The following is an 11,731-nucleotide window of genomic DNA, read 5'->3' as shown; positions in this document are numbered from 1 at the left end:
TTACGGCGGCCATGGCGAGAGGGAAACGCCCGGTCTCATTCCGAACCCGGAAGCTAAGCCTCTCAGCGCCGATGGTACTGCCCTGGAGACGGGGTGGGAGAGTAGGACGCCGCCGGACAACCATTCCAGGAACGGGGGTCAGAGCCTTTGGCTCTGGCCCCCGTTTCTGCGTTGTCCGGGCTTCGCCAGCCGCCGTCCCGAACCGCCGTTTCTCATCCGCACGGCACTCGACGAGTGCCGTGCCCGTTCAGAGGTACCCACAGCGCATGACTGCACCACGTCGAGGAAACGGTGGCCCGGGCGGGCGCACCCCCCGGAATGCCGGCGGAAGCGGGCGCCCACGCGGCGGCGCGCCGACCGGTGGCAACCGCGGCGGTGGAGCCGGCGCGCCCCGCGGTGGCCGCCCCTTCCGCCCCGAGCAGGACCGTGACCGCGACGACCGCCGGGATGGCGGACCGCGGGACGGCGCCCGCGGTGGCCGTCCGTCGACCGGTCGGTCCGGCGGCGACCGGCCGCAGTGGCGGGACCGCTCCGCCGGCGACCGGCCGGGCGGGGACCGCAGCGGCTGGGGCGACCGCCCCTCCGGCGACCGTCCGCAGTGGCGTGACCGCCCTCAGCGTTCCGGCAGTGACGGAACGGAGCGCGGCGACTGGCGCGAGCGCCGTCCCGATGCCGGGCGGTCGGGGGGAGGTCGTCCCCAGCGGCCCGCCGGCGCGCGCGGTGGGCGCCCCGATCGGCCGGAGAGCGGTGACCGGCCGCAGTGGCGGGACCGTCCGGAGCGTTCCGCCGGTGACCGGCCCGCGCGCGGGGAGTGGCGCGAGCGTCGTCCGGGGAACGACCGGTCGACCGGTGACCGACCCCAGCGATTCGGCGGCGACCGTCCGCAGCGTCCGGCGGGTGACCGTCCGCAGCGCGGTGACTGGCGCGACCGGCGTCCCGACGGCGACCGCCCGACCGGCGACCGCCCGCAGTGGCGGGACCGGCCGCAGCGCCCTGCCGGCGACCGTCCGCAGCGTCCTGCCGACGACCGCCCGCAGTGGCGGGACCGGCCGCAGCGCCCTGCCGGGGACCGTCCGCAGGGCTTCCGCGGCGACCGTCCGCAGCGCCCCTCGGGCAACCGTCCGCAGCGCGGTGACTGGCGCGAGCGGCGTCCTGACGGTGACCGCCCGACGGATGACCGCCCGACGGGGGACCGCCCGCAGTGGCGGGACCGCCCGCAGCGTCCTGCCTCCGACCGGCCGCAGGGCGGCGACTGGCGGGAGCGCCGGCCGCAGGGCGACCGGCCGTCGCGTCCGTCGTCGGGTGCGGGGAACTGGCGCGAACGCCGGCCCGAGCGCGACGCGCGGCCCCGCCGTGACGACCGCACGCCGCCGGTGCCGGCCGGGCCCGAGATCCCGGAGTGGGCCGACCCGCGCGAACTGGACCCCGCCATCCGCGCCGCTCTGCGGGGGCTGGACAAGCGCAACGCCGAGAAGGTCGCCGGGCACCTGGTCGTCGCGGGCACGCTCGTCGAGGAGCAGCCCGAGGAGGCGCTGGTCCACGCCCGCGCCGCCCGCGACCGTGCGTCGCGCATCGCGGTGGTCCGCGAGGCGGTCGGAGTGGCTGCCTATCACGCGGGCGACTACGCCGAGGCCGCCCGTGAGCTGCGGGCCTACCGGCGCATGAGCGGGGACGAGGGCTACCGCGCCGTCCTGGCCGACTGCGAGCGCGCCCTCGGGCGCCCCGAGGTGGCCCTGCGCCTGGTGCGCGAGGCGCTGGCCGACTCTCCCGACGCCGACGAGACCACCGAGCTGCAGCTGGTCGAGGCCGGCGCGCGGCAGGACCTGGGCGAGGTGGCCGCCGCCCGCGTGGTGCTCGAGGACGCGCTGGGCGGGCGCCCGACGCCCGAGACCGTCGACATCGAGGACGACCGCGTCCGCCGGCTGGCCAGCGCCTACGCCGACCTGCTCGCCGCGTCCGGCGACGAGCAGGCGGCCGAGCGCTGGGCGGAGCTCGTCGCCGACGCCGAGGACGACGTCGAGTTCGCCGAGACCGAGATCGAGGAGGACGAGTCGCTCGACGAGGCGCCGCTCGCCGACGCCGCCGGCGCCCCGGCTCCGGCGGACGCGGAACCGGTCGGGGACGACGACGTGGCCGAGGACGCCCTGGAGGAGGACGAGTTCGGTCCGGTGTCCCAGGCCGACATCGAGGCCGAGGTCGCCGAGCTGCTGGGCGAGACCGACGCCGACGAGGACGACGCCCACCAGGACGACGCACACCAGGACGACGGCCCGGAGCACTGACCCCCGACAGGAGGGGACCGGCCGTCCACATCCGGGCGGCCGGTCCACAACTCCCTCCGCGGCCTGCCCGCGCCCGGCCACGGCATACAGGCTGCCGTCATGAGCGTGGCTGTGATCGACCGGAACGACGTGGTGCTCCGGGGGCGGATGTCCGCCCCCGCGGAGCTGCGTGAGCTGCCCAGCGGCGACGTGCTGGTGACCTTCCGGCTGGTGGTGCGCCGACCGGAGCCCCGGGCGCGGGGCCAGTCGGTGGACGTGCTGACCTGCGTCACCTACGACCGGGCGCTGCAGCGACGGATCGCCGCCTGGGAGGCCGGTGACGTCGTCGAGGTGGAGGGCGCCCTCCAGCGCCGGTTCTGGCGGACGCCGACCGGTACCGCGTCGGTCTGCGAGGTGAACTGCCGCCGCGGGCGCAAGGTCCCCAAGGCGGGCCGGACCGCGGCGGCGGCGGGATGACCGGTCGGCCGCGGGCCGCCCGCGGCTCAGCCGGCGTGCGGGCGGAAGACCAGCCCGGTCCGTGGCTTGGGCACGAACAGCGTCGACTTCCGCGGCATGCGGGCCCCTGCCCGGGCCACCGCGGCCACGTCGGCGGGGGAGGGCGCGCGCAGCAGCACCGCCAGCCCGCGCCGCGCGGCGGCGGTGCGCAGCGCCTCGGGCACGTCGTGGGCCACCAGCACGCCCTCGGTGTCGTCGGGGCGCTGCCACAGGCTCTGGAAGAGCCCGTGGTGGGCCAGCACGACGTCCAGCGCGCGCCACGCGGCCGGCGCCTCCGCGGGCACCGCCGCGCGAACCTTCTTCCCCGGCTCGTCCAGGCGCACCAGCCGCTCGCCGTCGCTCACCAGCAGTCCCCGCTCGGCCGGGTCCCGGCGCCAGCGGTCGACGGCGGCAGCCAGGCCGTCCTCCCCGCCGTTCCCGGGCGCGGGCAGCTCGGTGACGCGGAAGCCGGCCGCCGCGGCCGCCACGGCGGAGGCGAGGTCGAGGTCCGGCACCACCCGATGGATGGGCTCCACGCGCAGCCCGCCGGGGCCCATCGGCGTGAGGAGGGCCAGCACCGACGGCTGGGGCTCGGCCGGGCCGACGGCGCGCGCGTGCGCCTGGGCGGCGGCGAACCGGTGGTGGCCGTCGGCGATGACCGCACCGGTGCCGGCGAGGGCGTCGGCCACCGCGTCGAGCAGGGCGGGAGCGGTCACCCGCCACAGGCGGTGGGTGACGCCGTCGGCGTCGGCGAGCTCCATGGCCGGGTCGCCCTGCTGGGCGGCGGCGGTCAGCCCGGGCACGGACGGATGCGGGTCGTGAGCCAGGACGATGGGTTCGAGGTCGGTCTCGGTGGCGGCCAGCAGCGCCCGGCGCCCCTCGACCGCGACGGGGAAGGTGTCCTCGTGCGGCAGCACCGCGCGGGATCCGGGCGTCGGCAGCGCGACGGCAGCCAGCCAGCCCACCGTCGCCGGTGTGCCGTCGGCGGGGCGCAGCTCGTAGACCCACATCGCCGGTTCCGCATCGCGCTCGAGGACGCCGGCCTCCTGCCAGGCCGCGAGCGTCTCCGCCGCGTGCCGCGTCACCCGCAGCAGCCGGCTACCCGGGTCGGCGGGCACCGTCGCGGCCTCGGGCAGGATCAGCCGGACGACGTTGTGCGGATCGGCGGCGGCCATCCGCTCCCGGGCCTGCGGCGTCACCAGGTCGTAGGCTGGCGAGCTGACCCGGGCCAGCGCGCCGGGGTCCCGGCGCCGGTAGAGCAGGGCCCGGAACGGCCGGACCTCGAGTCCTGCTCGGACGGGGTCCGGGGAGTCCGCAGGCGTCGAGGGCACGACCTGGATCGTAGGAGCGCCCGGCCCCGGGGTGCGCCCCGGACGGAGGAGGCCGACGTGCCCGAGTCAGGCACCCCGGAGGGCGGCGTCTACGAGTGGTACCAGCGCGGCCTGCACCTGCTCGCCAGCGGTGACCCGGCCGCCGCGGCGACCCTGCTGGAGCGCTGCGTGCAGGCCGAACCCGCGTCCCGCAGCGTCCGGGAGGCCCTGGCCCGCGCCCAGTACGACGCCGGCCGGTACCGGGAGGCCATCGACAGCTTCCGGGAGCTGATCGCGGGAAACCCGACCGACGACTACGCGCAGTTCGGCCTCGGGCTGTCCGCCAGCCGGGCCGGCGAGCTGGAGCTGGCCGCCGAGCACCTGGCGCTGGCGGTGGCCATGCGCCCCGACCTCAGCCACTACGCGCGGGCGCTGCGCGGCGTCCGCGCCCGCCGCACGGGGGAGATCCGATGACCGCACCGACACCGCCCGGGGACGCCGACCGTCCCGCCCTCGCCGCCGGCCTGGCCGAGCCGCCGACCGCGGCCTACGACGTCGCCCTGCTCGACCTCGACGGTGTCGTCTACGTCGGCCCCGACGCCGTCCCGGGGGTGCCGGAGGCGCTGGCAACCGCCCGCTCCTCGGGCATGCGCCTGGGCTTCGTGACCAACAACGCCGCCCGCACCCCGGAGGACGTCGCCGCCCACCTCACCGCGCTGGGCGTGCCGGCCGGTCCGGACGACGTGATCACCAGCTCCCAGGCCGCGGCGACGGTCGTGGCCCAGCGGTTCGGCGCCGGCGCCCGGGTCCTGCCGGTCGGCGGGCCGGGCGTGGCGGTGGCGCTGCGGGCCGCCGGACTGACCGTCGTCGAGCGCGCCGAGGACGTCCCGGTCGCCGTCGTCCAGGGCTACGGCCGCGACGTCGGCTGGACCCAGCTGGCCGAGGCGGTGGTGGCGGTGCGCGCCGGCGCCCGGCACGTGGCCACCAACACCGACGCCACGATCCCCTCGCCGCGCGGGCCGCTGCCCGGCAACGGCGCGCTGGTCGGCGTCGTCGCCGCGGTCACCGGGCAGGAGCCGGCGGTCACCGGCAAGCCCGACCCGGCGATGCACGCCGAGTGCGTGCGGCGCACCGGCGCGCGCCGGCCGCTGGTCGTCGGAGACCGGCTGGACACCGACGTCGAGGGCGGCCGCCGCGCGGGTGCGGCGAGCCTGCTGGTGTTCACCGGCGTCACCGATCCGGCGACCCTGCTCGCCGCCGGACCTCAGCGGCGCCCCGAGCTGATCGCCGGCGACGTCACCGGCCTGCTGCACGCCCATCCGGCGGTGCGCCCCGACGGCCCTGCCTGGCGTTGCGGCGCCTGGAGCGCGGTCCCCGGCGGCGCCGGGGAACTGGTGCTCCGCGCCGAGGGCGCCGCGGACGGCGACGACGGCTGGAACGGCCTGCGTGCCCTGTGCGTCGCGCACTGGGGCCGGCTGCCCGGCCACGGGGCTCCGGCCCGCGTCACCGGCGACGGCGACGCCGCGGTGGCGGCACTCCGCCGGTGGGGCCTGAGCGGCGACTGAGCCGGCGGCGGCCGACGCGGCCGGCGGATCAGAGCAGGGAGCGCAGCCGGAGCATGTCGCGCAGCCCCGCCTCGAGCTTCACCCGGCCCGACGCCCAGGCCGGCCCGAACGAGAGCTTCCCGTCGGTGAGCGCGAGGAGGTCGTCGCTGGTCATGGTGAGCCGGATGTCGGCCTTGGGCGCTCCGGGCACGTCGTCCTCGTCGTGCAGATCGCGCACCGAGCCGCCGGCCAGCCGGCCGCGAACGATGCGCCCCAGGTCGGTCAGCCGGCACGACAGCGTGCGGTCCAGGCCCTGGGCCGCCGGCTTGGCCGCCAGGTCGCCCATGATCCCCTGCAGGGCGGTCAGGCACTGCTCCATCGTCGCCACGCGGGCGGTCCTCCGTCTCGACGTCCTCGGCCGCGGGGTCCTCGCCCCGCACCGGGCGGGAACGGTAGCGCCCGCTGCAGCCCCCGGTGCCCGTCGTCCCCGGCCGGTAACCTCGCCAGGCGGGGAGCCGCCGGTCGCCCGGCCCGCGTTCCCACCCCCGCACCGAACGCCGATCCCGGAGAGCGAGCGCCATGTCCGAGTCCGACCGGCCCCGCCCGGTCCCGGCCCCGCCGCGGCCCGGCCCCCCGGCCGGGAGCCCGGCCCAGCCGGACTACGCGGACCTGGACCAGCGCCCGGTGACCGAGCACGTCGCGGTCTTCGAGGCCGAGCACGCCCGGCTCGAGCGCGAGCTGCGCACGATCGACCAGGTCTGATGGTCCGCCGCAGCCGGCTCGACGCCGAGCTCGTGCGGCGCGGCCTGGCCCGCTCCCGCGAGCACGCCGTGGCGCTCATCGCCGAGGGGCGCGTCGCGATCTCCGGGCGCGCGGCGACCAAGCCGGCCACCGGGGTCGACGCCGGCACCCCGCTGGTGGTCCGCACCGACCCCGACGAGCCCAGCTGGGTCTCCCGCGGGGCGCACAAGCTGATCGGCGCCCTCGACGCCTTCCCGGTGCCGGTCGAGGGCCGGCGAGCCCTCGACGCGGGCGCCTCCACCGGCGGCTTCACGGAGGTGCTGCTGCGCCGCGGCGCCCGCGAGGTCGTGGCCGTCGACGTCGGGTACGGCGAGCTGGCCTGGTCGCTGCGCACGGACGAGCGGGTCACCGTGCTGGAGCGCACCAACGTCCGCACGCTCACGCCCGAGCAGATCCAGGGCCCCGTCGACCTCGTCGTCGCCGACCTGTCGTTCATCTCCCTGCGGCTGGTGCTGCCGGCCCTCACCGCCTGCGCCCGCCCGGAGGCCGACCTCCTGCCGATGGTCAAGCCGCAGTTCGAGGTCGGCCGCGAGCGCCTGGGCTCCGGCGGGGTGGTGCGCGATCCCGAGCACCGCGTGGCCGCGGTGCTCGAGGTGGCCGGCGCCGCCGCGGAGCTGGGCTGGGGAACGGCCGGTGTGGTCGCCAGCCCGCTGCCCGGCCCCGCGGGCAACGTGGAGTTCTTCCTGTGGCTGCGCCGCGACGCCGGCCCCCCGCAGGAGGACGACGTCCGCCGCGCCGTGGCCGAGGGCCCCTCCGGCAGGCCGTCCGCCCCGGCCCCGACCACGGCACCGACCGCGCCACCGACCGCACCGCCCATCACGCCACCCACCGCGGCCCCGAGCACGCCACCGGCCACCAGCAGCGAGGAGAGCCCGTGACCGAGTCCAGCCCGAGCGGGTGGATGGCCGGCGGCAGCCGGCACGTCCTGCTCGCCGTCCACACCGGCCGCGCGGACATCGTCGAGCTGGCCCGCCGCTCGGCCGCCCGGCTGGCGGCCGGCGGCATGACCGTCCGGCTGCTGGAGGAGGAGGCGCCCGACCTCGGCATCGAGGGCGCCGACGTGGTGGCGGCCGATGCCGAGGCCGCCCGCGGCGCGGAGATCGTCATGGTCTTCGGCGGTGACGGCACCTTCCTGCGCGCCGCCGAGCTCGCCCGCTACAGCCACGCCGCCCTCATGGGCGTCAACCTCGGCCGGGTCGGTTTCCTCGCCGAGACCGAGCCGGAGGCGGTCGAGGAGACCCTCGCCGCCATCGAGCGCTGCGAGTACTCGGTGGAGAAGCGGCTGGCCGTCGAGGTCGACGTGCTCGACAGCACCGGTGCCGTCGTCGGCGGCACGTGGGCGCTCAACGAGGTGTCGGTGGAGAAGGCCGAGCGCCAGCGGGTGCTCGACGTCGTCATCGCCATCGACGGCCGCCCCCTGACCAGTTTCGGCTGCGACGGCGTGCTGTTCAGCACCCCGACGGGGTCCACCGCCTACGCGTTCTCCGCCGGTGGCCCGGTGGTCTGGCCCGACGTCGAGGCGCTGCTGCTGGTGCCCACGAACGCCCACGCACTGTTCTCCCGTCCGCTGGTCACCTCGCCGGACTCGGTGCTCACCGTGGCGATCCCGCCCGACGGCAACCGCGCCCGCGTCTCCGCCGACGGCCGGCGCACCATCGACGTGCCCGCCGGCGGCCGGGTGGAGGTGCGCCGGGCGGCCCGCCCGGTGCGCATCGCCCGCGTGCACACCACCACCTTCGGCGACCGCCTGGTGGCCAAGTTCGGCCTGCCGGTGCGTGGCTTCCGCGACGCGCGCACCCACGACCCGGGCCACGAGTTCACCACCGGCCGGAACGTGCTCACCCGTGACGTCGTGACCGGAGAGGGGGCAGCCGGTGGCTCCGCGGACCCCCACGCGTGACCGCTCCGCCGGCCGGGCCCGCGCCGCGGCCCCGGCGCCGGAGCAGGCCGTCGAGCCCGATCCCGGGGCTGCCGCGTCCGGCGGGGCGCCGGAGGCCGGCCGCCTGGGCCGGCTCACCGAGTTCCGGATACGGGGCCTGGGCGCCATCGACGACGTCACGCTGGAGCTCGGCCCGGGCCTGACCGTGGTCACCGGTGAGACCGGTGCCGGCAAGACGATGGTCGTGACCGGCCTGACCCTGCTCTTCGGCGGCCGTGCCGACCCCGGGCGGGTGCGGGCCAACGGGCGGGCCGGCGTCGAGGGCCGGCTGGCGCTCCCGGCCGACTCGCCGGTGTGGGAGCGGGCGGCCGACGCCGGCGCCGACCCCGACGACGACGGCAGCCTCATCCTCGCCCGCACGATCAGCGCCGAGGGCCGCTCGCGCGCCCACCTCGGCGGCCGCAGCGTGCCCGTCGGCGTGGTCGCCGAGCTGGCCGAGGGACTGCTGGCGGTGCACGGGCAGAGCGACCAGCTGCGGCTGTCCCGCCCGGCCGAGCAGCGCCGCGCCCTGGACCGCTACGCCGGGCCGGCGCACCTGGAGCTGCTCGACCGGTACCGCGAGGCCTACGCCCGGTGGCGGGAGCTCGTCGCCGACCTCGAGCGCCGCCGCGGTCAGGCGCGGGAGCTGGCACAGGCCGCAGACGTCCTCCGGCACGGGCTGGAGGAGATCGACGCCGTCGCGCCGCAGCCGGGTGAGGACGAGGAGCTCGACACCCAGGCCCGCCGGCTCAGCGACGCCGACGCCCTCCGCGGGGCCGCCGACGAGGCCCGGCTGGCGCTGGTCGGCGACGTGACCGGTGACCTCGGCGGCGAGGGCCTGCCGCAGGACGCCGCCGCCGCGCTGGCCACCGCCGAGCGGGCGCTGGCGGCCTCCAACGACCCGACCCTCGTGCTGCTGGCCCAGGACCTCGCCGACGCCGTCGCGGTCGTCTCCGACGTCGCCGGGCAGCTGGCCGGCTACGTCGCCGACCTCGACGCCGACCCCGCCCGGCTGGCCGAGGTGCTCGACCGGCGCGCGGCGATCACCGCCCTGGTCCGCAAGTACGCCGACCCCGGGGCCGGGGCCGCCGGCGTGCTGGCCTGGGCCGAGGACGCCCGCGCCCGGCTGGCCGAGCTCGACGTCTCCGACGAGGCGCTCGAGGCGCTGGCCGCCGCCCGGGACACCGCCCGCGCCGAGGTCGACGAGCTCGGCGCCCGGGTGTCGGCCGGCCGGCGGTCCGCGGCCGACGGCTTCGCCGCCGAGGTCGGCCGCGAGCTCGCCGGCCTGGCCATGAAGAGCGCGCGGGTCTCCTTCTCCATCGAGACCGACCCCGACGCGCCCGGGCCCGAGGGCCTCGACGAGGTGGCGCTGCTGATGTCGGCGCACCCCGGCGCGCCGCCCCGGCCGGTGCACCGCGGCGCGTCCGGCGGTGAGCTCTCCCGGGTGATGCTCGCCATCGAGGTGGTCTTCGCCGGGGCCGACCCGGTGCCCGTCATGGTGTTCGACGAGGTCGACGCCGGCGTCGGTGGGCAGGCCGCGGGGGAGATCGGCCGGCGGCTGGCGCGGCTGGCCCGCGACCACCAGGTCGTCGTGGTCACGCACCTGGCGCAGGTCGCCGCGTTCGCCGACACCCACGTGGTGGTGGACAAGTCCCCGGACACGAGCAACGGGGTCACCGCCACCGACATCCGCGCCGTCCACGGCGAGGACCGGGTGCGCGAGCTGGCCCGCATGCTGTCCGGCCTCGCCGACAGCGACACCGGCCAGGCGCACGCCCGCGAGCTGCTCGCGGTGGCCGCCGAGGCCCGCGGCTGACCGGGCCGCGCACGGAAGGGACGCCCGACCGGGCGAGGGGAGGAGTGGCGGCGGGACAGCCGGGGTAGGCGTCGATCGTGCGCAACCGATGCCGGGGCACCGACGCCCTCCGCCCGCTGTCCGCCCCGCTCCCGGAGCGGGCTCGGTGAGCTGCTTCTCCTCCGCCGACGAGTCGGCGCACTACGGCTTCTCCGTCTGCATGCTGCTGCAGCACTACCGCGAGCAGCTCGGCTGGGAGCGCGACGGCGTCGTCGAGCTCGGCACCGGTGACGCCACCGCGATCGCCGACGTGGTGCAGGGCCTGCCCGGGCTGCGGGTGCGCAGCTTCGACATCAGCGCCTACTCGGTGGAGCGGGCCCGCGAGAACATCGCCGCCCGCGGCGTGAGCGACCGCTACACCGTGGAGCTCGGCGACTTCTTCGACGGCGCGGACTCCTCGGGGTCGGTCGCGGCGCGCACCGCCATCGCCAACCCGCCCTACATCCCCGCGCCCGACCGCGACATCCTCATGCCCGAGCTCTGGGGCGGGGTGTACGGCAACGACCTGTCGCTGGCGCTGCTCAAGGCCGGATACGAGAACGTGCTGGTCGCCGTCCCCAGCTACTCCGACCCCGTCACCACCATCGGCACCGCCGCCGACCTCGGGTACCGGGTGGCCAACTTCCTCGCCATGGGCCTGGACTACGGCCCCTACAGCGCCGAGCCCAAGGTCGCCGAGCACATCCGCCGCCTCTGCGCCGAGGGCCGCGGCTGGGCCGGCGAGGCCGAGTACATGGTCGCCGTCGCGCTGTTCACCCAGAACCCCGACATCCCCGGCGACCGCTGCGACCAGTTGCTGCGGGCGCTGCAGGTCGCCTGACGCGTCGGCTCAGCCGGTCGTCGCGCAGACGCCGCGGTCGCAGGCGCTGCCGACGTCCACCCGGGTCACCGTCCACGGGCCGTCGGCGTCGGGCGGAGCGTGGTTGACCAGGGCGGTCAGCGACAGGTCGAGCACCGGGACGGCGCTGCCGGGGGCGGCGGGTGGGAGGATGACGAACGCCGTCGCCCGGCCCTCCCCGCCGCCGGCCGGGGCGAGCACCGAGAACCGGTCGGCGGCCGGGCGCGTCGTCCCGTCCTGGCAGTAGCGCACGCCGGGTGCCGAGGAGCCGACGTGGACACCGACCTCGCTGCCGTCGGCGGCCGTGGCCGCGACGGTGGCCGCCAGGCCGGCCTGCGCGCCGGAGCCGGTGGTGCGCAGCACCACCTCCACGGGCACGTAGCGGGCGTCGGCCGGCACGGCGCAGTCCCCGCCGAACGACGGGCCCAGCGGCGGCAGGCCCTGCTCCACCGACAGCACCGTCACCGTGACCTCACCGGTGTAGCCGGGGTACTCGGCGGCGTCGGACAGCGCCGCCCGCAGCACGACGGCCGGCGCCGCCGGGGGCGCGGTGGAGGGGGACGGTGCGGCGGCCGGCGGCGGGGTGCCGGCAGCGTCGTCGTCGGCGACCGGCCAGCCGCAACCGGCGGTGAGGAGCGCGACGGCGGCTGCGGACGCGACCAGGACGGCACGGCGGGGCGACGGCACGCGCCCACCCTGGCAGACCGCC

Annotated in this window: 12 protein-coding genes and 1 rRNA gene; 10 read left to right on the top strand and 3 right to left on the bottom strand. The window is 77.8% G+C overall.

Going from position 1 to position 11,731, the window contains the following annotated elements; all coding sequences use genetic code 11:
- The first annotated feature begins 1 nt into the window (after window position 1).
- The 3 genes from rrf (at window position 2) to ACI79R_RS23480 (ending at window position 2,738) form a co-directional block, all read left to right on the top strand.
- A 5S ribosomal RNA gene (rrf, locus tag ACI79R_RS23490) occupies window positions 2-118 on the top strand.
- Window positions 119-1,373: 1,255 nt separating this feature from the next.
- On the top strand, window positions 1,374-2,282 hold the full coding sequence (locus ACI79R_RS23485; RefSeq protein WP_456576106.1) for a hypothetical protein: 909 nt from the start codon (window positions 1,374-1,376) through the stop codon (window positions 2,280-2,282).
- A gap of 99 nt (window positions 2,283-2,381) precedes the next feature.
- A complete protein-coding gene (locus ACI79R_RS23480; protein WP_456576105.1) occupies window positions 2,382-2,738 on the top strand; it encodes a single-stranded DNA-binding protein in 357 nt (118 codons plus the stop codon).
- Between the two features lie 26 nt (window positions 2,739-2,764).
- Here ACI79R_RS23480 and ACI79R_RS23475 read toward each other — a convergent pair whose 3' ends face one another.
- Complete coding sequence (locus ACI79R_RS23475) at window positions 2,765-4,087, bottom strand: DUF1015 domain-containing protein (RefSeq protein WP_456576104.1); 1,323 nt, start codon at window positions 4,085-4,087, stop codon at window positions 2,765-2,767.
- A 57-nt stretch (window positions 4,088-4,144) separates the two neighbouring features.
- Here ACI79R_RS23475 and ACI79R_RS23470 point away from each other — a divergent pair, with 57 nt between their 5' ends.
- A complete protein-coding gene (locus ACI79R_RS23470; protein WP_456576103.1) occupies window positions 4,145-4,540 on the top strand; it encodes a tetratricopeptide repeat protein in 396 nt (131 codons plus the stop codon).
- Entirely contained in the window at window positions 4,537-5,631 is a 1,095-nt protein-coding gene (locus ACI79R_RS23465; protein ID WP_456576102.1) for an HAD-IIA family hydrolase, read from the top strand. The genes ACI79R_RS23470 and ACI79R_RS23465 overlap by 4 nt, the downstream gene beginning before the upstream one ends.
- A 28-nt stretch (window positions 5,632-5,659) precedes the next feature.
- Here the strand turns inward: ACI79R_RS23465 and ACI79R_RS23460 are convergent, their stop codons facing one another.
- Window positions 5,660-5,989, bottom strand: a complete 330-nt coding sequence (locus ACI79R_RS23460; RefSeq protein ID WP_456576107.1) for an SCP2 sterol-binding domain-containing protein — start codon at window positions 5,987-5,989, stop codon at window positions 5,660-5,662.
- A 200-nt stretch (window positions 5,990-6,189) separates the two neighbouring features.
- On the opposite strand from ACI79R_RS23460, the gene ACI79R_RS23455 reads away from it, so the two are divergent.
- The 5 genes from ACI79R_RS23455 to ACI79R_RS23435 all read left to right on the top strand — a co-directional run bounded on the left by ACI79R_RS23455 (window position 6,190) and on the right by ACI79R_RS23435 (window position 11,004).
- On the top strand, window positions 6,190-6,372 hold the full coding sequence (locus tag ACI79R_RS23455) for a hypothetical protein (RefSeq protein ID WP_456576101.1): 183 nt from the start codon (window positions 6,190-6,192) through the stop codon (window positions 6,370-6,372).
- The gene (locus tag ACI79R_RS23450) at window positions 6,372-7,289 is read left to right on the top strand and encodes a TlyA family RNA methyltransferase (RefSeq protein ID WP_456576100.1); all 918 of its coding nucleotides are present in this window, start codon (window positions 6,372-6,374) and stop codon (window positions 7,287-7,289) included. The genes ACI79R_RS23455 and ACI79R_RS23450 overlap by 1 nt, the downstream gene beginning before the upstream one ends.
- Window positions 7,286-8,311: an NAD kinase gene (locus tag ACI79R_RS23445; protein ID WP_456576099.1), complete on the top strand. Its 1,026-nt coding sequence runs from the start codon at window positions 7,286-7,288 to the stop codon at window positions 8,309-8,311. Before ACI79R_RS23450 ends, ACI79R_RS23445 begins: the two co-directional genes overlap by 4 nt.
- Complete coding sequence (recN, locus tag ACI79R_RS23440; RefSeq protein WP_456576098.1) at window positions 8,286-10,145, top strand: DNA repair protein RecN; 1,860 nt, start codon at window positions 8,286-8,288, stop codon at window positions 10,143-10,145. Before ACI79R_RS23445 ends, recN begins: the two co-directional genes overlap by 26 nt.
- A 145-nt stretch (window positions 10,146-10,290) precedes the next feature.
- Window positions 10,291-11,004, top strand: coding sequence for a methylase (locus tag ACI79R_RS23435; protein ID WP_456576097.1), 714 nt, complete (start codon window positions 10,291-10,293; stop codon window positions 11,002-11,004).
- 9 nt (window positions 11,005-11,013) lie between these two features.
- Here the strand turns inward: ACI79R_RS23435 and ACI79R_RS23430 are convergent, their stop codons facing one another.
- A complete protein-coding gene (locus ACI79R_RS23430) occupies window positions 11,014-11,709 on the bottom strand; it encodes a hypothetical protein (protein ID WP_456576096.1) in 696 nt (231 codons plus the stop codon).
- Window positions 11,710-11,731 lie beyond the last annotated feature (22 nt).

It is taken from the genome of Blastococcus sp. SYSU D00820 (assembly GCF_054050695.1).
Note: the sequence above shows the minus strand (reverse complement) of the source record. Positions and strands in the feature narration are given on the sequence as shown.